Annotated in this window: 24 protein-coding genes and 1 other annotated feature; of the genes, 18 read left to right on the top strand and 6 right to left on the bottom strand. The window is 45.8% G+C overall.

The genetic code is table 11. The annotated features are described in order from the left end of the window. The first annotated feature begins 208 nt into the window (after positions 1–208). From rny to ACUYLD_RS05370, 12 genes are all read left to right on the top strand, one after another. The gene (gene rny / locus ACUYLD_RS05315; protein ID WP_013309958.1) at positions 209–1,753 is read left to right on the top strand and encodes a ribonuclease Y; all 1,545 of its coding nucleotides are present in this window, start codon (positions 209–211) and stop codon (positions 1,751–1,753) included. Between the two features lie 76 nt (positions 1,754–1,829). Beyond that, a complete protein-coding gene (locus ACUYLD_RS05320; RefSeq protein ID WP_336076990.1) occupies positions 1,830–2,624 on the top strand; it encodes a TIGR00282 family metallophosphoesterase in 795 nt (264 codons plus the stop codon). 129 nt (positions 2,625–2,753) lie between these two features. Then, positions 2,754–3,014: a stage V sporulation protein S gene (locus ACUYLD_RS05325; RefSeq protein WP_007430104.1), complete on the top strand. Its 261-nt coding sequence runs from the start codon at positions 2,754–2,756 to the stop codon at positions 3,012–3,014. 123 nt (positions 3,015–3,137) lie between these two features. Beyond that, a complete protein-coding gene (locus tag ACUYLD_RS05330) occupies positions 3,138–4,205 on the top strand; it encodes a dipeptidase (RefSeq protein ID WP_446674541.1) in 1,068 nt (355 codons plus the stop codon). Positions 4,206–4,388: 183 nt separating this feature from the next. Next, complete coding sequence (locus ACUYLD_RS05335; protein WP_069291744.1) at positions 4,389–5,477, top strand: low temperature requirement protein A; 1,089 nt, start codon at positions 4,389–4,391, stop codon at positions 5,475–5,477. Positions 5,478–5,620: 143 nt separating this feature from the next. Next, positions 5,621–6,193: a phosphate propanoyltransferase gene (gene pduL, locus ACUYLD_RS05340; RefSeq protein ID WP_013309962.1), complete on the top strand. Its 573-nt coding sequence runs from the start codon at positions 5,621–5,623 to the stop codon at positions 6,191–6,193. 299 nt (positions 6,194–6,492) lie between these two features. Further along, positions 6,493–8,046: a tRNA (N6-isopentenyl adenosine(37)-C2)-methylthiotransferase MiaB gene (miaB, locus tag ACUYLD_RS05345; protein WP_013309963.1), complete on the top strand. Its 1,554-nt coding sequence runs from the start codon at positions 6,493–6,495 to the stop codon at positions 8,044–8,046. An 81-nt stretch (positions 8,047–8,127) separates the two neighbouring features. Further along, entirely contained in the window at positions 8,128–8,580 is a 453-nt protein-coding gene (locus tag ACUYLD_RS05350) for a RicAFT regulatory complex protein RicA family protein (RefSeq protein WP_250261583.1), read from the top strand. Between the two features lie 122 nt (positions 8,581–8,702). Further along, complete coding sequence (locus tag ACUYLD_RS05355; RefSeq protein WP_023988246.1) at positions 8,703–9,125, top strand: PaaI family thioesterase; 423 nt, start codon at positions 8,703–8,705, stop codon at positions 9,123–9,125. A gap of 65 nt (positions 9,126–9,190) precedes the next feature. After that, positions 9,191–9,979, top strand: coding sequence for an NUDIX domain-containing protein (locus ACUYLD_RS05360; protein ID WP_023988247.1), 789 nt, complete (start codon positions 9,191–9,193; stop codon positions 9,977–9,979). A gap of 67 nt (positions 9,980–10,046) precedes the next feature. After that, positions 10,047–10,613: a cysteine hydrolase family protein gene (locus ACUYLD_RS05365; RefSeq protein WP_250261582.1), complete on the top strand. Its 567-nt coding sequence runs from the start codon at positions 10,047–10,049 to the stop codon at positions 10,611–10,613. A 123-nt stretch (positions 10,614–10,736) separates the two neighbouring features. Beyond that, positions 10,737–12,200 (top strand): nicotinate phosphoribosyltransferase, encoded by a 1,464-nt coding sequence (locus ACUYLD_RS05370; RefSeq protein ID WP_023988249.1) that lies wholly within the window; start codon positions 10,737–10,739, stop codon positions 12,198–12,200. 66 nt (positions 12,201–12,266) lie between these two features. Here the strand turns inward: ACUYLD_RS05370 and ACUYLD_RS05375 are convergent, their stop codons facing one another. Next, on the bottom strand, positions 12,267–12,782 hold the full coding sequence (locus ACUYLD_RS05375) for a MogA/MoaB family molybdenum cofactor biosynthesis protein (protein ID WP_250261581.1): 516 nt from the start codon (positions 12,780–12,782) through the stop codon (positions 12,267–12,269). 262 nt (positions 12,783–13,044) lie between these two features. Between ACUYLD_RS05375 and ACUYLD_RS05380 the strand changes: the two genes are divergently transcribed. The 3 genes from ACUYLD_RS05380 (at position 13,045) to ACUYLD_RS05390 (ending at position 16,730) form a co-directional block, all read left to right on the top strand. Beyond that, entirely contained in the window at positions 13,045–13,374 is a 330-nt protein-coding gene (locus ACUYLD_RS05380; protein ID WP_023988251.1) for a four-helix bundle copper-binding protein, read from the top strand. 77 nt (positions 13,375–13,451) lie between these two features. After that, positions 13,452–13,710: a binding site (T-box leader), on the top strand. Positions 13,711–13,769: 59 nt separating this feature from the next. Continuing rightward, positions 13,770–15,500, top strand: coding sequence for an arginine--tRNA ligase (gene argS / locus ACUYLD_RS05385; RefSeq protein ID WP_446674542.1), 1,731 nt, complete (start codon positions 13,770–13,772; stop codon positions 15,498–15,500). A gap of 261 nt (positions 15,501–15,761) precedes the next feature. Further along, positions 15,762–16,730, top strand: a complete 969-nt coding sequence (locus ACUYLD_RS05390) for an S-layer homology domain-containing protein (RefSeq protein WP_061829413.1) — start codon at positions 15,762–15,764, stop codon at positions 16,728–16,730. Between the two features lie 123 nt (positions 16,731–16,853). Here ACUYLD_RS05390 and ACUYLD_RS05395 read toward each other — a convergent pair whose 3' ends face one another. Both ACUYLD_RS05395 and ACUYLD_RS05400 read right to left on the bottom strand, forming a co-directional pair. Next, a complete protein-coding gene (locus ACUYLD_RS05395) occupies positions 16,854–18,938 on the bottom strand; it encodes an ABC transporter ATP-binding protein (RefSeq protein WP_446674543.1) in 2,085 nt (694 codons plus the stop codon). Then, a complete protein-coding gene (locus ACUYLD_RS05400; RefSeq protein WP_446674544.1) occupies positions 18,938–20,695 on the bottom strand; it encodes an ABC transporter ATP-binding protein in 1,758 nt (585 codons plus the stop codon). Before ACUYLD_RS05400 ends, ACUYLD_RS05395 begins: the two co-directional genes overlap by 1 nt. 584 nt (positions 20,696–21,279) lie before the next feature. On the opposite strand from ACUYLD_RS05400, the gene ACUYLD_RS05405 reads away from it, so the two are divergent. Further along, a complete protein-coding gene (locus ACUYLD_RS05405) occupies positions 21,280–21,582 on the top strand; it encodes a HesB/YadR/YfhF family protein (protein WP_446674545.1) in 303 nt (100 codons plus the stop codon). 133 nt (positions 21,583–21,715) lie between these two features. Here ACUYLD_RS05405 and ACUYLD_RS05410 read toward each other — a convergent pair whose 3' ends face one another. From ACUYLD_RS05410 to ACUYLD_RS05420, 3 genes are all read right to left on the bottom strand, one after another. Next, positions 21,716–22,228, bottom strand: a complete 513-nt coding sequence (locus ACUYLD_RS05410; RefSeq protein ID WP_023988256.1) for a hypothetical protein — start codon at positions 22,226–22,228, stop codon at positions 21,716–21,718. Between the two features lie 115 nt (positions 22,229–22,343). Continuing rightward, entirely contained in the window at positions 22,344–22,787 is a 444-nt protein-coding gene (locus ACUYLD_RS05415; RefSeq protein WP_029517055.1) for a DUF441 domain-containing protein, read from the bottom strand. A 22-nt stretch (positions 22,788–22,809) separates the two neighbouring features. Beyond that, positions 22,810–23,781: a YpdA family putative bacillithiol disulfide reductase gene (locus ACUYLD_RS05420; RefSeq protein WP_446674546.1), complete on the bottom strand. Its 972-nt coding sequence runs from the start codon at positions 23,779–23,781 to the stop codon at positions 22,810–22,812. A gap of 294 nt (positions 23,782–24,075) precedes the next feature. Between ACUYLD_RS05420 and ACUYLD_RS05425 the strand changes: the two genes are divergently transcribed. Further along, complete coding sequence (locus ACUYLD_RS05425) at positions 24,076–24,672, top strand: DUF2087 domain-containing protein (protein WP_061829408.1); 597 nt, start codon at positions 24,076–24,078, stop codon at positions 24,670–24,672. A 482-nt stretch (positions 24,673–25,154) separates the two neighbouring features. Next, positions 25,155–26,252 carry a ribosome small subunit-dependent GTPase A gene (gene rsgA, locus ACUYLD_RS05430; protein WP_250261576.1) on the top strand — a complete coding sequence of 366 codons (1,098 nt, stop codon included), beginning with the start codon at positions 25,155–25,157 and terminating at the stop codon, positions 26,250–26,252. Positions 26,253–26,266: the final 14 nt, after the last annotated feature.

Raw genomic sequence — 26,266 nt, forward strand, 5'->3', positions numbered from 1 at the left:
TTCCAAAAAAGCGGAATCCACGGGTGAGTTCTCATCGCCAAATAACAAGTGATGCCGCTATGCCAGGCGGAATTGTACATGTGAAAGCATGTGCATATGAAATGAAACGACCTTGTGTCGTTGTCTTAGTTTGACGATCAAAGTAAATGTGACAATTGCAAAAAGTCCCAAGGAATGCCTTGGAGGAACCAACGGGGAGGTGAACAGTATGATGACTGCGATCTGGTTCGTTCTCGTTGCTGTAGCCGCGTTATTCTTTGGGTTCGGGATTGGTTATTTTATTCGCAAATCTATTGCAGAAGCTAAGATCTCCAGTGCGGAAGAAGCTGCCGCGCAAATCGTGGAGAACGCGAAAAAAGAGGCAGAAGCGCTGAAGAAGGAAACGGTATTGGAAGCGAAAGATGAAATCCACCGCATTCGTGCCGAAGCTGAAAAAGAAACTCGTGAACGTCGCAATGAAATTCAACGACAGGAACGAAGATTGCTGCAAAAAGAAGAATCGCTGGATAAAAAATTGGAATCGCTGGAACGCAAAGAAGAACAAGTGGCCAACAAAGAGAAACGAATCGATGAAACCCAGCAGCAAATTGATTTGATTTACAAGAGTCAGGTAACTGAGTTGGAACGTATTTCCAATCTGACGATGGAGGATGCAAGAAGTATTATTCTGACCAACGTAGAGCAGGAAGTTCGTCATGAAACAGCTCAGATGATTAAAGAAATTGAACAGCAGGCCAAAGAAGAAGCGGACAAAAAGTCTCGTGAAATCATCACACTGGCCATCCAACGCTGTGCGGCAGATCATGTAGCAGAAACGACGGTTTCTGTTGTCACATTGCCGAACGAAGAAATGAAAGGCCGGATTATCGGGCGCGAAGGCCGTAATATCCGTGCACTTGAAACCCTTACAGGAATCGACCTCATTATTGATGATACGCCGGAAGCTGTTATTTTGTCCGGATTTGATCCGATTCGTAGAGAGATTGCGCGTACTGCGCTTGAAAAGCTCGTAGCGGACGGACGGATACATCCGGCTCGTATTGAAGAGATGGTGGAAAAATCCCGTAAAGAGGTGGACGAACGAATCCGTGAGTATGGTGAGCAGGCCACCTTTGAGGTGGGCGTGCATAGCTTGCATCCGGATTTGATCAAGATCTTGGGACGTCTCAAGTTCCGTACGAGTTACGGACAGAACGTATTGAAGCACTCGATGGAAGTTGCATACTTGACAGGTCTGATGGCCGGGGAACTGGGCGAAGACGTTGTACTGGCAAGACGGGCAGGATTGCTGCATGACATCGGGAAGGCGCTGGATCACGAAGTGGAAGGATCGCACGTTGAAATTGGCGTGGAACTGGCGAAGAAGTACAAGGAACACCCGGTCGTCATCAACAGCATTGCTTCACATCACGGCGACTGCGAAGCGACTTCAGTGATCGCCATGCTGGTTGGGGCGGCAGATGCCCTGTCAGCAGCAAGACCGGGAGCGCGGCGTGAAACGCTAGAGACGTACATCCGTCGTCTTGAGAAGCTGGAACGCATCTCCGAATCTTTTGAAGGCGTTGAAAAATCATACGCGATTCAAGCCGGACGCGAAGTTCGTGTCATGGTACAGCCAGAGAAAATTGATGATGCGGAAGCATTCCGACTGGCCCGCGATATTACGAAAACGATTGAGAATGAACTGGACTATCCGGGACATATCAAGGTTACCGTCATACGCGAGACCCGTGCGGTAGAATACGCAAAATAAAAGCATTTCAATGAAAAGTGGCCGCTGCTTGTAGGGCCACTTTTCATTATGTAAGGCAGACTAGGGAGGGCTTTCTATCAACGTATTATTTATTGGAGACATCGTCGGCAGTGTAGGCAGAAAGGCATTGAGGGAGAATCTCCCTTCGCTAAAATCAAAATACAACCCGCATGTTATTATCGTGAACGGAGAAAATGCAGCTTCGGGAAGAGGAATTACCCCAGCCATCGCCAGAGAATTTTTTGATTGGGGCGTTCATGGGATTACGATGGGAAATCATACTTGGGACAATAAGGAAATATTTGATTTTATAGATGATGAGCCACGGATCATCCGCCCGGCTAACTTTCCACCAGGAACACCGGGCCGGGGTTATACCGTTGTAAAGGGTGGAGGTAAGGAGCTGGCTATTGTTAATCTGCAAGGTAGAACCTTTTTGCCAGCTATTGACGATCCATTCCGTGCAGCAGATGAAATTGTCGATGAACTACGGAAAAAACATAAGCATATCCTAGTTGATTTTCACGCCGAAGCAACCTCGGAAAAAATCGCTATGGGTTGGCATTTGGATGGACGTGCTTCAATCGTGGTAGGTACGCACACACATGTACAGAGTAACGACGATACGATTTTGCCACAAGGAACTGCGTATCAGACAGATGCGGGAATGGTAGGTCCTTATGAGGGAGTGCTTGGGATGCAGAAAGAGGCTGTGTTACAGAAATTCCAGACCCAGCTTCCGGTACGTTTTCAAGTGGACATGGGCAAATGGCACTTTCATGCCATCAGCGTAGAACTGAATGACAGTGATGGAAAAGCCCGCAAAATTCAGAAAATCAGACTTAAAGAAGATGAATGGCGGATGGATTAACTTTTTTGTGAGCTACTTAAGGAAAGAATAAGGAAAACTGTCACCAAAAAGCAGGAATTATTTGCTGACCCTCGAATAACATCTAATAGTGGAATCAAACCATCATCATTCCCAGGGGAGGTACTTACTATGGATGTATTAAAAGTATCAGCAAAATCCAATCCCAATTCAGTTGCAGGAGCACTCGCAGGAGTACTGCGTGAACGCGGAAATGCAGAATTACAGGCGATTGGAGCGGGTGCACTAAACCAAGCCATTAAAGCGGTAGCCATTGCCCGGGGATTTGTCGCACCAAGCGGAGTGGATTTGATTTGTATTCCTGCTTTTACAGACATTGTTATTGATGGAGAAGATCGGACTGCGATCAAATTGATTGTAGAACCAAGATAATAAATGTAAGTTGCCTGAGCCTGTTTACGATTTGTAAACGGGCTTTTTTGCATTGTGAGTCTGTTACTATGATTTTTTAAAATAAATTTGTAGTGCTTCAATCTATAAATGGAGGTAAGATGCATGAATGATAAGCTAAAAGTGAATTGGCCTGTTGTTGACTTTCATTGTGATGTGTTATGTAAAATGCAGCTCGATGCGCAGATCGATTTCAGTCATCCATCGCTTGATGTCACAAAAGAACGTTTGCTAGAAGGTAACGTGCGGTTGCAAACGTTTGCTATATATATTTCACAGGTATTGGGCATGCCAAGATTTGAGCATGTGGTTCGTCAAATTGAGCTGTTCAGGCAGCATGTTACCTCTATCTCAGGTGGGTTGAGACCATTGCTGTGGAAGGAAGACTTGGCAATGTGTAAAAATACGTCTGCAGTGCATCAGGAGGAGCAAGTAAAGCAGGTAGGAGAAGAGAAACGCACGGAAAAGATAACGTATGTGGATGGTAATGGGACGGATCATACATGGGCACCTTGGGCTTTGCTCTCACTGGAGGGGGTAGATGCGCTGGAAGGGAACCCGTTTTATGCAGAATTGTGCTATGCCATGGGAATACGATTGATTGGGCTGACATGGAATTATGCGAACTGGGCGGCTGACGGCATTATGGAACATAGAGGAGGCGGGCTGACTAGCAAGGGGCGTGATTTGGTCAATCGCTGTAATGACCTGGGACTGCTGCTAGATGTGTCGCATTTGTCCGTACAGGGCTTCTGGGAGGTGTTGGAGGAGGCTGCTCTACCACCCATCGCCTCGCATTCGAATGCCTTTGCGAGATGTGCTCATCCTCGTAATCTACGGGATGAACAGATTCGTGCACTGATCGCTCGTAACGGACGGATTGGTTTGACCTTCGTCACGATGTTTCTCAAAGAGCAGGGTACGGTAACCGCTGAGGATCTGCTACCGCACATTGAGCATATTTGTTCATTAGGCGGGGGAAGGCATTTGATGTTTGGGTCTGATTTTGACGGTATCGAGCACCATGTGCAAGGGCTGGAGCACTCGGGTAAATATCCGGTTTTTGCAGAACTGCTGCTGAAGCATTACCCTGAGGAGCTAGTCAAGGGATGGCTGGGAGGACATGCGCTGGAATATCTGCAAACGAATTTGCCTTCCAAAATGTCTTCTTAAATAGCTATTTACTAGGAGTTATTATTGGCTGCGAATACCTTGACAAAGTGAGAAGGATTACGAAATAATTGGAGCAACTTAGAATTTCATGGTGCTAAAATAAGCATAAATACGGCAGACGTTGGAGCAAGACTGACGGGACACCATGCTGCACCGCCATATCAGAGGGGGCTCCATTACACAATGTTAATAAAGAAGGTTACTTGGCTTGAGCTCTTTTATGACTTATTGTTCGTAGCTGCTGTCTCTAAGGCCACTCATGTTTTACTACATGTTGAGCATGGTAGTATTTCGTGGGAACATATGGAAAAGTTTATTATGATTTTTATCCCAATATGGTGGGCTTGGGTGGGGCAAACGGTCTACAACAATCGTTTTGGGCAAGACAGTATAACGCATCGAATTTTTATGATCCTGCAATTGTTTTTCGTGTTGATCATGACCGCCAGCCTTAATATAGATTTTGATGCGTATTATGTATCTTTTTTTGTTGGCTATATTGGGTTAAGAGGTTTAACTGTCGTTCAATATTTACTTTCGGCATCCAAAGAAACGGCTCATAAACAGGAAACAGCTCGTTTTTTTGGTACCTATTTTTGGATTGGAATAGTCATCTCTAGTTTCTCCCTCTTCTTTGATTCTTGGGTTCGATATTTGATTTTATATACCGGTATAGCTATTGATATCCTCGTTCCTTTGATTGGCCGTAAAAAGTTGGTGATCACACCAATCCATACGGAGCATCTTTTAGAACGCTTTGCACAGTTCACCTTAATTCTGCTTGGCGAATCTGTGATAAGTATGCTTTCTGTTTTACAATCTGATCATTTTACGGTTTCTTCTGTTGTATTTGCTGCTTTGGCTTTTGTATTAGTCATCGCAATCTGGTGGCAATATTTTGAGAATATGGAGAAGCGCGTAGATAAATCAAAACAATCAGCAGGCCAGACTATTATTTATGGTCATTTGTTTATTTATCTTTCCCTTAGCATGCTAGCTGCTTCGATTCAGCTCTTGTTTTTGGGACAAGTAGACTATATCTTTGTGCTTTGCTTTACCTTTGCTTCTGTTTTTATTTACTTTTTGTCGGCTTTGCTGGTATTTCATCAGTACAGATTAAGTCATCTTAAACCTCGTCTCAGAGTCGTTTTTTTCTTGACTGGAATACTCTGTGTCCTGTTTATCCTTAATATATTTATTGTCGTTCCCCCTCATCTCATCGTAGCTGAAATCATGCTTTTCTTTCTCCTGTTCGCTAAAACGACGGTTTGATCCGACTTTATAGGGAGGATATTTAACGCTGATTGGGGCGAAAAAGGGAACTTTATGCGCTCTCCTTTTCTTTCTTGGCAAAATAGGAGTATAATAGCATGGATGTGTAAAGTATTGTATAGAGAAAAAGGAGTGACCACACGATGAGTAAAATCGTACCTGTCGGCGTTTCCGCCCGTCATATTCACCTGACTCAAGAGCATATTGAAATTTTGTTCGGAGCAGGCTATCAATTAACTGAATTTAAACCTTTGTCCCAACCAGGACAATTTGCCGCAAATGAAACGGTAGCTGTAATTGGTTCTAAGGGCCAATTTGATAAGGTTCGTATTTTGGGACCTGCTCGTCCCGCTTCCCAATTGGAAATCTCTCGCACTGATTCCTTTGCTATTGGTGTAAAAGCACCTGTACGCGAATCTGGTAGCATTGATGGTACACCAGGAATCACGGTAAAAGGACCAGCTGGTGAAGTGGAACTGCAAGAAGGCGTGATTGTAGCAGCCCGCCATATTCATTTCCATACATCTGATGCAGCTAAATGGGACATTAAGGACAAGCAGTTGCTGAAAGTACGTGTCGGCGGCGAACGTGGCCTTGTATTTGAAAATGTTCTTGCACGTGTGTCCGATTCTTTTGCTTTGGATATGCACATTGATACAGATGAAGCGAACGGAGCCGGTGTGAAAAACGGTGACAACGCTGAAATCGTAGACTAATATACACGTATTTAAATGCCGGAAGGCTTAAAGAGTCCGATTCTTGCAAAAGAATCGGGCTTTTTACATACTATATAATTCATAAATACTTCACTTATGTAAAAAAAGAACATGAGTTCACATTGACTTCATGGTATCTGCGGCTGATCTATGGCGATGGCCTATAAATCATGCTATAATTTAGTGTAATGCCTTTTTTAAAGGTTTTTTAGAACTTAAGATAAATTTACCCATGCCTAAAAATACAGTAAAATTACAAATTAGCTCGTGAAATAGATGGTGTAAGGAGTGACTAAGGAATGGAAAAGAAAACAAAAGATTACTCCAAATATTTTGATTTCTCGGATGCGAAGATTATTTCTGAAGATGAGCATAGCAAAAAGATCCGCATTCGCGGACGTGAAATCAACATTATGGCGGAGCCGAACCATAGAAAAGAAAAGCAACGCGGTAAAGAGGACGTACAAGTATTGTATGATAACGCAGTCCCGGATGAGCTCAAGCATATCGGTGAGGGAAAGCATTATATCGTATACACATTTGGTTGCCAAATGAACGAGCATGATTCCGAAACCATAAAGGGCTTGCTGGAGCAAATGGGTTACCAGGCAACTGAGGATCGGAAGGAAGCAGACATCATTTTACTGAACACTTGTGCTATCCGTGAAAATGCGGAGGATAAAGTGTTTGGCGAGCTGGGTCACCTCAAGCATCTCAAAACAGAAAAGCCAGGACTGCTGCTTGGCGTGTGTGGCTGCATGTCACAAGAAGAGAATGTCGTTAACCGGATTATGCAAAAACACGGTTTTGTCGATATGATTTTTGGTACCCATAATATTCATCGTCTGCCTCAGCTCGTCAAGGAAGCACTCTTTAGCAAAGAAATGGTGGTCGAAGTGTGGTCTAAGGAAGGCGACATTATCGAAAACTTGCCGAAGAAGCGTGAGGGTATGCGGGCTTGGGTGAACATTATGTACGGTTGTGATAAATTTTGCACCTATTGCATTGTTCCCTTTACACGTGGTAAGGAAAGAAGCCGTCGTCCAGAGGATGTAATCGCTGAGGTACGGGATTTGGCACGTCAAGGCTTTAAAGAAATTACCTTACTGGGGCAGAATGTTAACGCTTATGGCAAGGATTTGAAAGATTTGAATTACAGATTCGGGGATCTGATGGATGATATGCGCAAAATCAATATCCCGCGTGTACGTTTTACGACATCACATCCACGTGATTTTGATGACCATTTGGTTGAAGTGCTTGGTAAGGGTGGCAATTTGGTGGAGCATATCCATCTGCCTGTTCAATCCGGTAATACGGATATATTGAAGAAAATGAACCGAAAATATACCCGTGAGCGTGTTCTGGAACTGGCCGCGAAGATAAAAGCAGCTGTTCCGCATGTTTCTCTGACAACAGATATCATCGTAGGTTTCCCTGGCGAAACAGACGAGCAGTTTGAAGATACTCTATCTCTGGTGCGCGAGGTAGGATATGATTTTGCCTACACATTTATTTATTCACCACGTGAAGGTACGCCAGCTGCTTCGATGGAAGATAATGTGCCTATGTCGGTCAAAAAAGAGCGTCTCCGGCGTCTGAACATTGCTGTGAACCAAAACAGCCTTCGCTTTAATAGTCGATTGCGTGGCGAAGTGGTTGAAGTGCTGGTGGAAGGCGAGAGCAAAAATGACAGCAAAGTGCTTGCCGGTCGGACCCGTTCCAATAAGCTTGTACATTTTGAGGGTTCTAAGGACCTGATTGGTTCCTTTGTTCAAGTGAAAATTACGGAACCTATGACCTTTTACATCAAAGGTGATCTGGTTGAAACGGCCGTAGCGGTTAACGGATAAAAGAATTTCTAACGGGTTGCATGCGGTCTGAGTAAAGGGCTGTGTGCAAGGCCGTCTAAGTGAGAAAAGGAGCGATGGGCAATGACAGAGGAGCGGTTGCAACAAACAGAACTTCAATCGGCGGCGCGCCAGCATGATCATTTGGTCAATCGCGAAATGATATTGGCAAAAGCCAAAGAATTGGCAGGTATTTTGAGTAGCAGTGAGGAAGTGCAGGTATTCCGGAAAGCAGAAGAAAAGATTCAGGATCATGCGCGCATCCAGCAACTGATTGCAACGATGAAAAAGAAGCAAAAGGAAATTGTAGCATTTGAATCCTTGAAGAATCAAAAAATGATTGCCAAAATAGAGGCCGAGCTACAGGAGCTACAGGAAGAGCTTGACGGTATTCCAATTGTCACGGAGTTTCAGCAGAGTCAGGTGGAAATTAATGAGCTACTGCAAATGGTGATCATGGCGATCCGTGATACCGTTGCTGAGAAGGTGAGCGTAGAAGAGGGGAAAAGCACTTCTTCGTCGAATTGCAGTGATTAGAATGAAATCTATGGTGTGGAGGCGTAGCTTCCACGCCTTTTTTTCGAAAGCAATTTACTATCGTATGTGTCTATAAGACATCAAGAGAAATGGGACAACATCGAAGGGATGGAAGCAAGGGAATGGATAAGTTGGGTAAGATGCTAGAGGGAGAAAATAATACTTTTTGGGAGTATTTAGGGTGTGAACTGATTGCAGCTGATGCAAACGAGGTACAGATCGCTTTGGAGGCCAAACAAGAGCATACCAATGTGATGGGTATTGTCCATGGGGGTGTACTTACTTCATTGATGGATCAGGCGATGGGGATGGTCAGTATGGCTTCACGAAATATGGATCCATGTGTAACGACGAACCTGAATGTTCATTTCTTGTCACCCATGAGGCAAGGACGACTGGAGGTTAGGGCGCGAATTCTTCATCAAGGAGGTCGCACTATAACCACTGAGGCGGAAGTAAGAGATAGTGAAGGCACACTCGGTTCTACATCTACAGCAACCTTCCGAGTATTACGTACACAAGCAAGTGATTCAGGCAAGGCCTGACACTTGACAAAAATTTTTATTATGTCATAATGAATTTATCAAAACGATATAATATGGTGATGCCAATGGATAGCAATCGTATAAACGAAGAGGCGCAAAAGGCGTCGTACAACATTAAGAAATACCGTACCCCGGATGGAGCTCCAGCGGATATCGTTATGTTTACCTTAACGAAGCGGGAGCGCAAGACGGTAACAAAGACATTGCCTATTCGAGAGCTGAAAGTGATGCTCATCAAGCGCCGCAGTTGGCCGTTTGCAGGACGCTGGGCGTTGCCTGGAGGGTTTTGTCAGGAAGATGAATCTATGTATGGAGCTGCCAAGAGGGAGCTGTTAGAGGAAACGGGTGTGGACGGCGGGCATCTGGAGTATTTGGGTGTATATAGTGGACCGGGACGTGATCCGCGCGGGTGGATTATATCACATGCATTTTTTGCGCTGGTAGAAGAATGGATGTTGGAACAGCGTCAGGCGGCCGATGATGCTTCCGAGGTCGGGTTATTCACGATCCGCGAAGCGTTGGAGGAATTGGAGCTGGCATTCGATCACCGGGATATCATAGTAGATGCTTATCGCAAAATTCAGTTACAGATGCTTCAGACGACGATCGCCAAGCAGTTTTTACCGCTACATTTTACACTGGGTGAATTATATCAGGTGATTCAGAGTGTCGTACCGGATTTCGAAGAGCCAAACTTTATTCGCAAAATAACATCGACTCGTAGCAGGCAGGGAATACTGGAAGAGGTGCGTGATGAGAACGGCAAACCGCTCAGTTCCAACCAGTATTCACAAAGACCTGCACAGTTGTACCGTTTTAGTGACAGAGTACCGCGTTTATCTATCTACACGTAACGTCTAATGTAATAGGTTACGCATAGAATGTACAATTTCACTTTGAGGATAAGGAGCTGACCGTACGATGCAGGCACTAATTGTTATTGATTACACGAAAGATTTTGTGGACGGTAGTTTGCCTGTAGGACAACCTGCGATTGAGTTGGATGAACGGATCGCAGCAATTACGCAGGCATACGTGGATCAAGGGGACTTTATTGTCATGGCTGTGGATTTGCATGAGGAGAACGACCTTTATCACCCGGAGAGCAAGCTGTTTCCTCCACATAATATACGTGGAACCAACGGACGACATTTGTATGGCAAGCTTCGTAGCCTCTATGAGCAACAAAGTGATCTTATCTACTGGTTGGATAAAACACGGTACAGTGCTTTTGCGGGCACAGATCTGGAGCTCAAGCTGCGTGAACGTGGCATTCTGGAAGTTCATCTGATTGGTGTGTGTACAGATATATGTGTACTGCATACGGCTGTAGATGCTTATAACAAAGGTTTTGCTATTACCGTATACAAGGACGCTGTGGCGAGCTTTAATCAAGCTGGACATGATTGGGCTTTGGGTCATTTTAAAGGAAGTCTTGGAGCTGCGGTACGGTCGGCTAAGGATACGGTTTTACGCCAGAAGAAGTAAAATAACTTAACGAGTGTGCACCAATGTCCGATAACAAAATGGAGCCGGATATTGCTGAATCTGGGCAGATGAGGCGGTACGCTGCCACCACAAACATGGGGACAGTCAGAGAGGATGATTACGATGCAGTCAACGAGCCTCGCATTACATACAGATAAATATCAGATCAATATGATGTACGCCCATTGGGTGAACGGAAGTCATCAGCGTAAAGCTGTGTTCGAGGCGTATTTCCGTAAACTCCCTTTTGGTAATGGATACGCCGTGTTCGCTGGTCTGGAACGCATTGTGAATTATATTGCAAATTTGCGGTTTACAGAAGAGGACATTCGCTACCTGTCTGAACAGGAGGAGAAATACGATCCCATGTTCATGGAGGCGCTTCGCCAGTTTAAGTTTGGTGGAACGGTCCATTCGATGAAAGAAGGAGCACTTGTTTTTCCAAACGAGCCTTTGGTACGTGTTGAAGGAACGATTATGGAAACGCAGCTTGTCGAGACGGCATTGCTTAATTTTATGAACTATCAGACGCTCATTGCGACAAAGGCGTCGCGCATCAAGCAGGTGGCAAGTGACGATACACTGCTCGAATTTGGGACACGGCGTGCGCAGGAAGCAGATGCGGCGATTTGGGGAGCACGGGCAGCTTATGTGGCAGGTTTTGACGCGACTTCTAATATGCTGGCAGGCGAGCATTTTGGAATCCCGACGAAGGGGACACATGCCCATTCATGGGTGCAGACCTTTATGACGGAGCAGGAGGCGTTTGACGTGTATGCGAAGGTTTTACCGGACCAGGTTACACTGTTGGTAGACACCTTTGACACGCTGGAAAGCGGTGTTCCTCATGCGATTCGGACAGCAAAAATGCTGGAGAGTCAGGGCAAGCGTATGAATGCAATCCGTCTGGATAGCGGTGACTTGGCTTATCTATCCATTCAGGCGCGGGAAATGCTCGATGCTGAAGGCTTAGATTACGTACAAATTGTAGCTTCCAATGATTTGGATGAAAATACGATTTTTAACCTGAAAGCCCAAGGGGCACGTATTGATGTATGGGGTGTAGGAACACAGCTTATTACGGCTTCAGATCAACCTTCGCTTGGCGGGGTGTACAAGCTGGTTGAGCGTGAAGTGGATGGCGAAATGTTGCCGACGATTAAGATCTCGGGTAACCCAGAAAAAGTATCCACACCAGGCAAGAAGGATGTATATCGTATTGTGGATAAGAAGAAAGGGAGAGCTGTAGCCGATTATATTTCTTTCCCGGATGAAGAGCGTCCGCGTAATGGTAAGCGCCTGAAGCTGTTTAACCCTTTGCATCCGTATATGAAGAAGTATGTAGAAAATTATGAAGCCGTGCCAATGCTTGAGCCTATTTTTATAAATGGACAGAAGGTATATGAGCTTCCTGAGCTGGATGAAATTCGTGCCTACCATACTTCACAGTTGAAACTGTTTTGGCCAGAATATTTGCGGAAGCTGAACCCTGAAATTTATCGTGTAAATCTGAGCGAGAAGGTATGGGAGCTGAAGCAAAAGCTGATCGACAGCTATATGCAGCCCGAAGTTGAAGAAAAAGAATAGTTGGAAGAGGCACCTCATGAATGTATGGGGTGCCTTTTTGTGTCGCGGCATATAGGAAATAGGAGCTTATTTATAAATTTCTCTCATCACATGTCGTAGCTCAGGGACAATAATGCGTTCCATTGCCAAACGAACGGCTCCGCGTGAGCCAGGCATAGAAAATACAGCTATCCGACCCACAGTACCAGCTACAGCCCGGCTTAATATAGCTGCTGAACCAATGTCCTCAGCAAAGCTTAAATAACGGAAGATTTCCCCAAAGCCAGGTAGTTCCTTATCCAGTAGAGAGGAGACGGCTTCATATGTAGTATCACGTGGAGAAATACCGGTACCGCCTGTCAAAAGTACAGCCTCGATGTCATTCTGTGCCGCTGCTTCGGATACTAACTGCTGAATACCTTCGTAGTCATCCTTGACGATGACATATCGAACAACCTTATATCCATTGGTTTCTAGTAGATCCATGAGCAATTGTCCCCCGGTATCTGTTTCCACGGTACGTGTGTCCGAGACAGTCACGACCATGCAATTAACCTGTTGCGGGGATTCCTGTCGATGCTCCTCTACGGAAGACATATTCATTAAAATGTTCACTCCTTGATCGATGGTTAGACATACACTTTTTACAATAGAGCAATGACTGAGTGTATGCAAGTGAGAAACAGGCGCTGAAAATCCATGTGATTAATATCCTTGCACTTACATACTGGAATATAGTACACTTCCTTACATAAGTCGGGATTGTTTTGTTTTTATTTTATTGTAAGCGCGCACATCAAATGATTAAACTCAAGGATCAGCGGGTAATAGTACAGCAGGGTCAACAACTGGGAGGTAATGTAATATGAATCATTCATACCAACAATGCGTGGATGCTTGCCTGGAATGTATGAACGCTTGCAATGTATGTTACGTAGCGAGTTTGAAGGAATATGATTTAGCTATGCTGCGTGAATGTATTCGAGTGAGTAGGGAATGTGCAGAAATATGCGGATTTGCTGCTCAAATGCTGCAGCGCGGAACGGATTTTGCCGAGCAAATCTGTGAGCTGTGCGCCAAGGCCTGTGAGGTATGTGCTGCTGAATGCAGCAAGCATTCCCATGATCATTGCAAACATTGTGCAGAAGCCTGCCGTCGTTGCGTTCAGGCATGCCGCCAATTGGTGGCAGTGTAATTACATATATGGAACTAGTGCCTGAAGAGGAAATAAAAGGTTGCTTTCTACTGAATAGGTTTGTATAATAATTGGAATTAACGTCATGGAACGGGAGAGTAGCAGCGGAGCCGTATCATTACAGCGAGCCGGAAGAGGTGGAAGCCGGTATGAGGTCCGATGTGAAGCGCACCCGGGAGACGGTTGATCCAACGAGCAGAATTTCTAGTAGATCAGCCCGGCAGACACCGTTATTAGTCATTGGAGTGAAATCGCGATTTGTGTAAGTTATCTTTAGCTGCACAACCGATTTACGAAGAGTGGTACCGCGGGGATATTGAAGTTCTCGTCTCTTGAATTATTTCAAGAGGCGGGAGCTTTTTTTGTTAGATTCTATAAAAAGAAGGAGAGAGATCATGTTAGTGAGGATTGCTGCTCAAGCGATATTGGCCCATACGGGCTTGGAGGAAAAAGAAATTTTATCTTTATTCGAGGTGCCTCCGCAGCCTGAATGGGGAGATGTAGCGTTTCCCTGTTTTGTGCTGGCTAAGAAGTTTCGAAAGTCTCCGCAGCACATTGCAATGGAATTAGCGGAGCTAGTGAGCCATGAAGAAGGTTTAACTGCTTCAGCATCGGGTGCCTACGTAAATATAACATTGGATCGATCGGTTCATATTCCGCTTATGCTTGCTGAGTTGAGCAAAGCTGATTTCCTCAGGCCCAATATCGGACACGGACAGCGGGTGGTCATTGATATGTCTTCGCCCAATATTGCCAAACCGTTTGGTATTGGTCATCTTCGCTCTACTGTTATTGGTGCTGCCTTGTATCGCATACTTGGTGAAACCGGATATGTCCCAATTAGTGTGAATCATCTTGGAGATTGGGGAACACAGTTTGGCAAGCAAATTGCGGCCTATAAAAGATGGGGAAATGAGGAGCAGCTACAACATGATCCGATTGGTGAATCGCTGAAACTGTATGTGCGTTTTCATCAGGAGGCCGAGCATGATCCAACTTTGGAAGATGAAGGCCGCGAGTGGTTCCGACGTTTGGAGCATGGGGATGCTGAGGCTCAACAACTATGGGAGTTTTTTGTTGAAGTCAGTCTGGGTGAATTTGATCGTATGTACCAGCGCCTGAACATTACATTTGACCATGTGCTGGGAGAAAGTTTTTACAATGATAAGATGCAGGCAGTTGTTGCTCAATTAAGAGCAAAGGGATTGCTGGAGGAAAGTAATGGCGCGCTCGTAGTTCGTCTGGAAGACGAGGAACTGCCGCCATGTCTTATTCTAAAAAAGGATGGGACTACCATTTATCCGACACGTGATCTGGCAACAGCGATTTATCGTCATGAAGTGATGAAGGCTGATCGGCTTCTGTACGTCGTTGGTGGGGAACAGAAGCTGCATTTCCAGCAGGTGTTTGCGGTGCTGAAATATGCAGGAGAGGCATGGGCGGAGCAGTGTGAGCATGTGCCGTTTGGATTAATGCGGTTTGCGGGTAAGAAAATGTCTACAAGACGTGGAAAAGTTGTCAAACTGGAAGAGGTGCTGGATGAAGCTATAGCCCGTGCTCAAGCCATCATTACTCAGAAGAATCCCGATTTGCAGGAACAACAGGCAGTAGCAGAGGACGTTGGTATTGGGGCGATTATTTTTGGTGACTTAAAAAACAACCGGCTGAATGAAGTGGATTTTTCGTTGGAGGAGGCGCTGACCTTTGAAGGTGAGACCGGGCCTTATGTGCAGTATACTCATGCGCGCATACGCAGCCTTCTGGAGAAAGCTCATGCTCGCGCCGATGTTGATGTTATTACTAATTCTACCGACAACGCCCTTGTCCAAGATAGCCATTCTCGTGATTTGAATGACATATCGGATGAAATGTTTGGTGACGCAGGTTGGGCGCTGCTTAAGCAGTTGGATCGTTATCACGGACAACTGATACGTGCGGCTCGCCAACTGGAGCCTTCGGTTATTGCGAGATTTGCACTGGATACGGCCCAGGCGTTCAACCGTTTTTACGCCAAGGAAAGGATTGTCGATGGTGGACGCTGGCGTATTCAATTGGCGGAACAAACTGCGGATATTCTGGCATGCGCGCTGCAACTTCTTGGTCTGAAAGCACCGAATCGGATGTAAGCAAAGAGAACAAAGGGGAGCGAGGTTTGCCGGCGGGATACTGCTACCCAGATCCGGTTCTTCCAAGGGGATACTGTAAAAGGTAATCTGTTACAGGCACTTTTGGGTATGTATAAAGATTGTGAGCAGAAAAGAGTTAGACGGGTTACACTAATCGCAGGTATTCCACTGTTTTGCAACCAATTTGTGCATATTTGAAACATTTGATGCTTTTATTGCGTCGGTAAGTATAGAAGCAAAGTAAACATGGAGGTGTATCTCATGAAAAAAAATAAAAGCGTGGCAGTTGCCCTGCTTGTCGTCTGCTCATTGGCTGTGGCTACGTCGGCTTCTGCTTTTCGTGATATAAAGGGAGCTGAACAGGAGAAGATCGTAAAGTCACTTCAGGATAAAGGAATTATCCAAGGAATAACCAAGGATAAATTTGCACCGGATCAAACGCTCACCTATGCACAAGGAGTACATTTGGTTGTTCGTGCGATGGATCTTCAGGTAATGCCTGATTTCACAACGGGTTCCTTTGCAAACATTCCGGCTTCCGCATGGTATGCTCAGTCCTATCGGATTGCGGCCCAACACCAAATTCCTTTGTCACCAGATATTGATCCAAGCACCCGTATGACAAGAGAACAATTTGCGAATATTCTGTATAAAGCAGTGAGTGCAACGGGTGAATATCCAACTGTCCGTATGTTAGTTAATGTAGCGGATGGCAAAAAATTAGATCAGGAATCAAACGCAGCAGTTCAATTCCTGCTGTTGACCAAAATTGCAAAATTGGACGAACAGAGCAACTTTAACCCGGATCGTAAAGTAACGCGGATGGAGGCAGCAGAAATGGTCTATAACGCATCCGAATTTGTACAAAGTCATAAAACGGTTGAAGCTACTCCTGAAAATCCGGCTGAGCCTGTAGATCCGGTTCAACAAAATAATATTAGTATGAGCATAGAGAAGACAAATGACCAGCAGAACAAAGTGACAATCACCCGTCTGCAGGCACCTAATCCAGGTTACGGCATTGAAGTGGATCACATCGACTACGTAGATGATACGAATGCAGTAATTTACTACAAGCTGACTAGTCCAAAGCCAGGGGAAATGAATATTCAGGTCATTACGGATACCCACACAAGTACGTTGGTAGACAGCAAGTATAAGGTTACGCTCAAAGCAGTAGATGGAACAGTGTTTCCACCCACAGGAACAGGCACGTCTGTAGCTAAATAAAATTACAAGCCATATGTCCTATATAAAAATAAACCAGCGAGCCTCCAATGTGTAGGAGAGGCTCGCTGGTTTTTTCATGCCAAATGTTCATCGTTAGCCCTAAGCAATTGGGCTATTCAAGCTTTAAATGCTGACTTTGCCAGTAAGCAAGTCATCTTGCGCAGGAGGCGTAGCAGAGATTGAATCTGATTCTGTTGCAACTGTTCCCGACTGGAGCTGATACATTTGGAAGTAACGCCCGCCTTGGGCCATAAGTTCATCATGGCTACCCCGTTCAACAATTTCACCCCGATGCAGCACCAAAATTTGGTCCGCACTGCGAATGGTGGACAAACGGTGAGCAATGATAAAGGTCGTACGTCCCTTCTTGAGCACCTCAAGAGCGGATTGGATGAGCGCTTCCGTTTCGGTGTCAATATTGGCAGTAGCTTCATCCAGAATTAAAATTGCGGGATTAAAGGCTAGTGCACGAGCGAAGGAAATAAGCTGGCGTTGCCCGGCTGATAAGGTGCTGCCTTTTTCAATAACAGGCTCATCGAATCCTTGCGGCAAATGGGCCAGCAATTTGTCGGCTCCAACGTCATGCAGCGCTTTATTCACCTGTTCTCTCGTGATTCGGCTGTCTTCGAGACTGACATTAGAGGCTACCGTACCTGTAAACAAATATGGATCTTGAAGAACAATACCCATATGATGGCGAAGCCATTGCTTAGGGATGTCTTTGACAGACGTTCCGTCAATGGTGATCGTTCCTTTTTGCGGATCATAGAACCGGAATAGCAGGTTGATAATCGAACTTTTGCCTGATCCGGTATGTCCGACAAGGGCAACTGTTTGCCCGGGCTGTGCTGTAAAGGAAATATGTTTAAGTACATCATCCTTTTTGTAGGCAAAGGAAACGTCGTTAAACTCTACCTGGCCTTTGTAGCGCGGCATCGTGCCGTCCGTCACCGGCTCTCCAGTTTCGTCCATCAACTCAAATACGCGTCCTGAGGATACGATGGAAGTATCCAGTACGGCGAGTTGGTTGACCATACCCGTCATAGGTTGGAACAGTCGACCCAGCACATCGACGAAGGCATACAATACGCCTAGTGAAACAGCACTACCTGTAGTTCCGAGCGCCTCAGATCCGAAATACCACAACACGACGGCAAAGGCGAGATTTCTCAACACGTTGACTAAATTGTGCGAAGTGAAAGCGTTCAAATTCAGCATTTTATTCTGATGCTTCATATAGTCATCATTCAGTTCTTCAAACTCTTGCTGCGTTTGTTTCTGGTGGCGGAACACGCGAATAATGGACATCCCTTGAATCGATTCATTGATAATCGCATTAATTTCACTGAGTCTGGACCGAATGATCGTATTATAGCGGGTGGCGACCTTGCGATACAATACAATCCACAAGATCAGTAACGGTACAATAAACAGAGAGATAAGACCCAGTCTGAAGTCCAGCAAAAAGAGTGCAACATATACTCCTGCCATCGTTACAATCCCTGAAGTGAAATTGGAGAGCACAGCCACAAACAAATCTTTGACTGCCTCAGTGTCATTCGTAACACGGGATACGACTTTGCCTGCAGGCAAGTTATCAAAAAAGTAAACTGGCAGCCGCTGGATGTGAGCGTAGAGATCAAGCCGAAGCTTTTGTATGACCTTGTTCGCCGAGGATTGCAGCCAGTATGTTTTGCCGAATTCAGCAAAAATGGAAATAACCAGGAAGAAGCAATACCAGCCAATCAGCTGAAAGATACCGGGCATTTCCGGTTTGTAAAAGCTATACAGTTCATCAGCTGTCAGAGCCTTAGCTTCATAGCGAAAGGTGTCGGAGCCGCGTGTCACAGTCAGCGTTCCGTTCGTAAAGGAGCGGTTACCGTCAGCCACTTGAACCGAGCCATCGACAAATACGAAAGATTTCCCAACTTGTAAAATCCTCGCTTCGCGACCTTTAGTCTCCCCGGACTCAAAGCGATCTTCACGCTTAAAGTGGGTTCCAGCATAGCTTACAGTTCCGTCCACACGAGTCGTTTCATAAAATGGTTTTTCAATAGCGAGCATATGGTCGTCGATCATCGTTTTAGCGATGAAGGGACCAGCCAGCTCGGCGGCTACTCCGATAGCCAAAGCGATGAGAGCGGCGATAAAGCCTGCTTTGCTCGTCAGCGCGTACTGAAATAGCCTTTTGCCGATATTGGGTTTCATTAGGATACCTCCCCTGAGGTCAGATCAGATTCCACTTGTTGCCGTTCATACTGTTGTCGGTACCATCCGTCAGCCTGAAGTAGCTCGCTGTGGGTCCCTTCCTCAATAATGCGTCCTTGCTCCAGCACGACGATCCGGTCTGCATGTTCTACAGCGGAAAGGCGGTGGGTGGAGATCAAGGTTGTTTTACCCGAGCGCTTACGTCGGATATTGTCAATAATCCTTGCTTCCGTCCGGGCATCTACTGCAGATAGTGCATCGTCGAGCAATAGAATATCCGGATCACCGATAAAGGCGCGCGCCAGCGAAACACGCTGCTTCTGGCCGCCGGACAGGGCGATACCTTTTTCTCCGACCAGTGTATCCAGCCCATCAGACAGGGTACCTAAATCCTGGTCGAAGGCAGCAGTACGGATAGCTTCCATAATGTCGTCGTCATCTGCATGAGGTTTTCCGAATTGAATGTTCTCGCGCACCGATTTGGAAAACAAAATTTGCTCTTGCGGCACGTAGCCGATCCAGCTGTGTAGTTGTTCTACTGCAATGTCCTCTAGACGTATGCCGGAGATTAAAATATCACCACTACCCGTCGGATATTCATGTAGTAGCAGTTTGAGCAGCGTGGATTTCCCACTGCCTGTTCTACCGACGACGCCTAGCGTTTCTCCGCGTTTGAGCTCCAGACTCACATGTGACAGATTGTCAATAGTAGAGGTAGGGTAACGGAAGGTAACGTCTTTCATCCTGATGGATTCGAGGCGATCCACTGGAACAGGTTGAGCTGCATCTTGAACATCTGGCTGGACATCGAGAGTTTCATTAACCCGGTCCAAGGAAGCGCTACCGCGCTGCATAATGTTAATCAGCTCTCCAATGGCAAACATCGGCCAAATCATCATTCCTAGATACATATTAAAGGAGACCAGTTCGCCTAGCGTGATATCGTTATGAAATACCAGATAAATACCATACCCGAGTCCGATGACGTAGCTAAGTCCTACACATAAACGAATTGTTGGTTCAAAGAGGGCATCCATCCGAGCGACAGCCAGATTTTTACGAAATACATCGTCGGTAATATCGGCGAAACGCTTTTCGTCCATTCGTTCTTGCACATAGGCGCGAATGACTCGGATACCTGCCACGGATTCCAACACCTGATCGTTCATATCACCAAATGCATCTTGTGCCAGTGTGTAACGCTCGTGAACGGCTTTACCGTAAATGCTCATAGCCAGTGCGATAAAAGGTAGGGGCAGGATAGCTGCCAGTGTCAACTTCCAACTGATTAGAGTGCCCATGGCAACTAATACCACGCTCAGATAGACCGTAGAGTCTGTCAGTGTCAGCATGCCGAAGCCCGCTGTACTTGCTACGGAGCGAAGGTCGTTCGTGGCACGAGCCATCAGATCCCCAGTGCGGTTGCGTTCAAAAAATGGAGGGGTCATTCGCAGCAGATGATTCATAAAGCGTGTGCGCAGTAGGCGTTCCACCAGATTGGCACCACCAAACAGCTTGTGCATCCATATGTACGTAATGTAGTAGATGACGGCTAGAATGCCTATGATGTACAAAATATAACGCCAAAGTGAGGACCAGGAAATTGAACCACGCACAATTTCATCAATGGCACTACCAAGCAGCCGAGGTGGAGCGAGCTCTAGCACACCAACGGCTATCAGCAAAAACAATCCAATGGAGTATCGGCTTCGTTCTCTTTTAAAAAACCAGCTTAAATTTTTAAGTACCGAAAACAAGAGGAATCCCATCCTTTCATGACAAGTTCATTCGAGAGTTGTGTACCATTTTGAAGAAACAACAGCGGCTTGCTACCACAAATATGATCCGGCAACAGGCGCAAAAAAGGCATACCGTCCGCAGACGATATGCCTTAAATCTCAATATCATATGGCGCGCAGGTATTTTCAGCACACTCACCACTGAAAAACTGCTCAAACGCAGGTAGCCACTCGTATTAAACCATACAACGCGAATGGCCCAATTTTGAAGGATGCGACAGGGGAGATGCTCCGGTATGAAGTTGTTGTGTTTGTAGATGTGGATAAAATGCAATAGGAAATTTTAGCACCGGTAACACTCCTTTCTTCCTCAAAATGGGTTCATTCTAACATGAGTAATCGTTCAAATTGGTAATAAATTTCAAAATGGATCTCGTATGGTTGAATCTTAACACCCTTATTTGCGAATTGTCAAACCTTTTTCAAAAAAATGTATATGACTTGTCCAAGAAGCTCGCTGGGTTGGGACGGTTGGTGGCCATTCTAAAAGATGCTATGATATAGTTGGCAGACGTCATTGTACAAGGAGATGAGCATAACGTATGAGCATACAGGTAACTGAACCTGCGGCACAGTGGTACATTAAGGAGCTTAGTTTGAATCGTGGAGATTCGATCCGTTTTTTTGTTCGCTATAGCTCTGGCGGTGGGTTGCATCCAGGCTTTTCTCTGGGAATTGCCGTAGAGCCGCCGCAGCACCCCGTATTACAGCATGAAGCGGCTGGCATTACGTTTTATATGGAGGACCAGGATTACTGGTATCTGAAGGGCCATCATCTGGAAGTTAAGTATTTGGAGGAATATGATGACATTATTTACACCTATGTTGAGGATGAACAAGCTTAGTGTTCCACTGTCAATCATAGCGTGCAAATAGTTGTTCTTGAACATGAAAAGCGGCGGAGTATCGTGTTACAGGAGATAAGCCTGTACATGATGCTCCGCCGCTTTTTTGTGGTCAAGGCGGGTATGTCGTATGTCAAGGGTTGTTAAGTATCGGGCCATCGAGTGCAAAATCAAAATCATCAATGTCGTACACATGTACAGGTACGGAAGCTTCGATAATGCGGTGGATCCAGTCCAATTGATCCGTCAGAATGGGTAAAGATTCACGCTGAGCTGTCAACACCAGTTCAGTCTCAATTGGATCAAAATATTCTCCGTAATGCGCTGTATCAACAGCATTAATGATGATGAGTGATGTATTGGCATCGAATAGAATAGGCAAGCTCTTGGCCCAAGGCATCTGAAGCGCACGCCGAATTTTTTTCTGATTCAACGGTTCCTCAAAATAACTGATCAACTCGCTTACCTTCCGCTTCACATGTTGATCGTCCATAGGATTATCCATGAGCGGCTCTGTGCTATCCTGAAATTCGTATAGCTCTAGCAGTGATGTGTAAGGCACTATATATTCCACAGGGGCGGGAGATGTAAGTAGTTGGCCGTATATAGCCACCATTACAGCTTCCGTTACAAATTGTCGAGACATCGGTCAAGCCTCCTGCATTTACCAAATTATGCGATATGAGTATACCACAAAGCGGGACTGAATTCAGCCCGACATGCAGATTGCTATCATGTATTCCTATATTTGTTGTACGAATTTAGCTGCGGCCAATTAACAAGGAAAGCAATCCGGCAGCAATTAGAGGTCCAACAGGAACTCCTTTAAAGAAGGCAACGCCAATGACGGTCCCGATCAGTAGACCTGTCACAATAATGGGCTGTCCAGACATTAAAGTTACTCCGCGGCCGCCAAGATAGGCTACCAGAATTCCGATACCAATCGCGAGCAGTGATTTCCAGTGCAGGAAAGACTCCATCACCTGATTGATACTGATTTTACCGCTGGCTAGCGGGGTCATGACCCCGATCGTCAAAATAATAATTCCGATCGTCAGGCCATACTTTTCAAGCCAGGGGAAGGCAGTGTGAAAGCTGGTTACCCGCAGTAGCAGTAATACAACCATGGCAATAGTCACGGTAGAGTTGCCACTAACAATCCCTAGACCAGCCAATACGAGTAAGATAAGTGAGCTGTAATCCATACAGATGTTCTCCTTCGTTTATTTAGCTTTGGATATGTTCGGCGATTTGTCGCCCGTGCCAGCGGCCTGTTTCAATAAACACTTCATTGGCATTGCTGCCTGAAGCGATGACCCCGGCGACATATACACCTGGGATGTTCGTTTCCATCGTGGCAGGATTAAATTCTGGTTTGTCCAGATCCTCAGCCATGTGAACGCCGACAGACTCCAGCAGTTTTCGTTCCGGGTGAAATCCGGTCAGTGCCAGTACAAAATCATTCTCGAGTCGGAATGCTTCAGTGTCCAGCGGATTGACTATGACATGGTCTGGATGGATTTCGGTAATGCGTGCGCCTAAGTGCAGCGTGATTTTCCCTTTTTGTACCATACTGTCAAACAGTGGACGAACCCACGGCTTGATGTATTGGGACAACTCGCTTCGACGATATACCATATCAATCGTAGCTCCGACCCGCACCAATTCCATCGCAGCATCTACCGCGGAGTTACTGCCACCGATGACTGCGACCCGGGTTCCTGTATAGGGATGGGCTTCGCTGAAATAGTGCGTGACTTTATCCAATTGTTCCCCGGGAATGCCCAAATAGTTCGGATGATCAAAATATCCTGTAGCCACTACGACATAACGTGACGAATACGTTTTGGTTATTTCTCCTTTGCTCAGGGTATGTATGGTAAATGTACCGTCATCCTGGCGATGAATGGACTGGGCCTCCTCATAATGCTGAATGTTCAAGTTATAATGAGTGGCTACCTTACGATAGTACGCCAGTGCTTCATGACGATAAGGTTTGTCATTAGGGGTGCTGAATGGAACATCACCGATTTCCAGTAGTTCGGCGGTGCTAAAAAACTGCATGTTCGTCGGATACAGAAAAATGGAGTGAACGATGTTGCTTTTTTCAATAATGACAGTTTGCAAACCTCTGCGGCTGCATTCGATTGCAGCGGATAGTCCGCAGGGTCCGCCACCGATAATGATTACGTCGTGCATTTGGATGAACCTCCAGTTGTATTGGTTTATTACGCCAGTTTTGTAGGGTTAACATTATTTGGACGATTAAAAACGGATCTCAGGATTGAAGCAAATAGCTCAGTATGTGAGAAGGTTTCAAATAATAATCCTACCGCAATGCAAACACAATATCCAGCCGTTTTCAGAAAGAGATGACGGACAGTGAAGATTGACAGCCACTTTTAGCAAACATATAATTAGATATATATCTATTTCGTGTAATTGAATTCGCTTGCTAGCAAGTACGTACTAGTGAAATGAGGTGCAATAACGATGCAACTGGATAAAATGGTCAATTATCATAAAGCACTTGCTGATCCAACGCGAATGCGCATATTACTTCTTTTGTCACGTGGGGAGATGCATGGCCAAGCTTTGGCGAAAAAGCTGAATTTATCCCAGCCGACTGTTACACATCATGCTTCCAAACTCCGTGAGGCTGGGTTGATTAAGGAACGACGTGATAAAAACACGGTATATTTTACACTGAATCCAGAGCTGATCCGGCAGCATGCCGAGGCGACGGTACAATTTATTTTCGAAAAAGGAGAGGGGGAGGAAGAGATGTCAGAGTTGAATGAAACGCTGGAGGCGTCGGTCTTACGCAATTTTTTTTCCAAGGACGGCAAGTTGCGCCAAATCCCTGCACAGTATAAGAAAAAATTGATTGTACTTCAGATGCTGGCAGAAAAGTTGGAGCCAGGCCGTATGTATCCTGAACGTGAATTAAACGAGTGGATCAAGCAATACCATGAGGATTTTGCAACGATTCGGCGTGAGCTGATTATGCATCAGTTTATGTACAGGGAACGGGAAATGTACGAATTGAACCCGCGTGAGATGTGGACACGCTGGGATCAGGTACGCTAAACGAAACTTGACAAAGATTTCAAAAAAAGTTTCGTAGCAGCCTTGACAGACAATTGATGGACTTGTATGATAAAGGAAATTTTAGGAGGAGGCGATGTTATATGCGTACGAACATGAATGGATGGGTTCAGCAGCAGAATGACTTGTCTCCCGCACGGACGATGCACGGTTAAAGACTGTATAGATCTATAGTCTTGGCTTAGCAGTTGGTTGGACAGTAGAACCAACGAAATCCGCAGGGAGTGATTCCCTGCGGATTTTTTATGGTTAGGCGTCTTGTTATCCACTTGTTGGTTCTGGGGAGTGGTCCGTGAGAGACCGCTTGCTTAAGTGAACGAACGGATCACATCGGCCTGAATCGTATACCCTCCGCAGGGAAACCCCTGCGGATTTTTTGCGTTGTTTGCATGCGGGGAGAGAAAATGTACACCTATCGAATAACACTACGATCAAAAATAAACGATGATTTCAGGAGGAAAACAATGAGTATACATGAATACGGTTGGTCTGATTACTGGAACGGTTTTTGGGACCAATGGAAGCAAAGCTATGAGGAAAGAGCAGGAAATACACAGGTACGTCCTGCCCGCTTGATTGCCGATTATGGACAAAAGGTGAAGCTTATCACAATGGATGGAGAACGCTGGGGAGCGGCTTCAGGTAAGCTACGACATGCTATGGTAGATCCGGCGGAAATGCCGGCTGTAGGGGACTGGCTGGCAATCACCACGTCGGATGAAGTGTCGGATGCAGTAATTCATGCCGTCTTGCCACGTAAAAGTCGAATATCTAGGCAGGCCGCGGGCTTTGAGACGAAGGAGCAGCTGATCGCTACCAATGTGGATACGCTGTTCCTTGTTAATGCGCTGAATCATGATTTTAATATGCGCAGACTGGAACGGTATTTAATTATGGCTTGGAACAGCGGGGTAAACCCGGTTGTCGTTTTGAGTAAGAGTGATCTTTGTGAAGATGTCGAACAGCGGGTTGCTGAAGCGGAGGGAGTTGCCCCTGGTGTACCTGTTATCGTTATTTCTGCTTTGCAGAACGAAGGCAGAGAGCAACTGGAGGCGTTTCTTCAACCTGGCTGTACAGTTGCTTTGACAGGCTCTTCCGGTAGTGGCAAATCCACGATAGTAAACTGGCTCTCCGGGTCTGAAGTTCAACTGACACAGGATGTGAGGGAGGAAGACAGCCGGGGCAGGCACACAACCACTCACCGACAGCTTTTTCCCATCGCAAAGCAAGCTGTTCTGCTGGATACACCCGGCATGCGTGAGCTTAATCTGTGGGATGATTCCATGGGGGTCGCCCATACCTTTACAGATATTATGGAAACGGCGCAGCAATGCCGTTTTGCAGATTGCAAGCATAAGGGCGAAGCTGGATGTGCAGTGGAGGAAGCTATAGAGAGAGGGGAATTGTCGGAATCCAGAGTGAACAATTATCGCAAAATGCAGCGTGAACTGGAATATCAGGCGCGTAAGGAAGCAGATCGACGCAGGAAAGATAGCCGTTCAAGCACAGCCCCGGGTCGTAGGGATCAGCGAAGCGGCTGGCGACGTGATGTGGAGTGGTAAGCCGAGCTGCAGTG

It is taken from the genome of Paenibacillus sp. SER-28 (genome assembly GCF_052906305.1).

Bases quoted from the DNA above. Each gene is read 5' to 3' on its own strand.
- miaB (WP_013309963.1), top strand. From the start codon at position 6,493: ATGGAAAAGAAAACAAAAGATTACTCCAAATATTTTGATTTCTCGGAT.
- ACUYLD_RS05410 (WP_023988256.1), bottom strand. From the start codon at position 22,228: ATGTCTCGACAATTTGTAACGGAAGCTGTAATGGTGGCTATATACGGC.
- rsgA (WP_250261576.1), top strand. From the start codon at position 25,155: ATGAGTATACATGAATACGGTTGGTCTGATTACTGGAACGGTTTTTGG.
- rny (WP_013309958.1), top strand. From the start codon at position 209: ATGATGACTGCGATCTGGTTCGTTCTCGTTGCTGTAGCCGCGTTATTC.
- ACUYLD_RS05420 (WP_446674546.1), bottom strand. From the start codon at position 23,781: ATGCACGACGTAATCATTATCGGTGGCGGACCCTGCGGACTATCCGCT.
- ACUYLD_RS05355 (WP_023988246.1), top strand. From the start codon at position 8,703: ATGGATAAGTTGGGTAAGATGCTAGAGGGAGAAAATAATACTTTTTGG.
- ACUYLD_RS05330 (WP_446674541.1), top strand. From the start codon at position 3,138: ATGAATGATAAGCTAAAAGTGAATTGGCCTGTTGTTGACTTTCATTGT.
- ACUYLD_RS05375 (WP_250261581.1), bottom strand. From the start codon at position 12,782: ATGAATATGTCTTCCGTAGAGGAGCATCGACAGGAATCCCCGCAACAG.
- ACUYLD_RS05360 (WP_023988247.1), top strand. From the start codon at position 9,191: ATGGATAGCAATCGTATAAACGAAGAGGCGCAAAAGGCGTCGTACAAC.
- ACUYLD_RS05370 (WP_023988249.1), top strand. From the start codon at position 10,737: ATGCAGTCAACGAGCCTCGCATTACATACAGATAAATATCAGATCAAT.
- ACUYLD_RS05350 (WP_250261583.1), top strand. From the start codon at position 8,128: ATGACAGAGGAGCGGTTGCAACAAACAGAACTTCAATCGGCGGCGCGC.
- ACUYLD_RS05365 (WP_250261582.1), top strand. From the start codon at position 10,047: ATGCAGGCACTAATTGTTATTGATTACACGAAAGATTTTGTGGACGGT.
- ACUYLD_RS05395 (WP_446674543.1), bottom strand. From the start codon at position 18,938: ATGAAACCCAATATCGGCAAAAGGCTATTTCAGTACGCGCTGACGAGC.
- ACUYLD_RS05335 (WP_069291744.1), top strand. From the start codon at position 4,389: ATGTTAATAAAGAAGGTTACTTGGCTTGAGCTCTTTTATGACTTATTG.
- ACUYLD_RS05415 (WP_029517055.1), bottom strand. From the start codon at position 22,787: ATGGATTACAGCTCACTTATCTTACTCGTATTGGCTGGTCTAGGGATT.
- ACUYLD_RS05380 (WP_023988251.1), top strand. From the start codon at position 13,045: ATGAATCATTCATACCAACAATGCGTGGATGCTTGCCTGGAATGTATG.
- ACUYLD_RS05425 (WP_061829408.1), top strand. From the start codon at position 24,076: ATGCAACTGGATAAAATGGTCAATTATCATAAAGCACTTGCTGATCCA.
- argS (WP_446674542.1), top strand. From the start codon at position 13,770: ATGTTAGTGAGGATTGCTGCTCAAGCGATATTGGCCCATACGGGCTTG.
- ACUYLD_RS05405 (WP_446674545.1), top strand. From the start codon at position 21,280: ATGAGCATACAGGTAACTGAACCTGCGGCACAGTGGTACATTAAGGAG.
- ACUYLD_RS05325 (WP_007430104.1), top strand. From the start codon at position 2,754: ATGGATGTATTAAAAGTATCAGCAAAATCCAATCCCAATTCAGTTGCA.
- ACUYLD_RS05390 (WP_061829413.1), top strand. From the start codon at position 15,762: ATGAAAAAAAATAAAAGCGTGGCAGTTGCCCTGCTTGTCGTCTGCTCA.
- pduL (WP_013309962.1), top strand. From the start codon at position 5,621: ATGAGTAAAATCGTACCTGTCGGCGTTTCCGCCCGTCATATTCACCTG.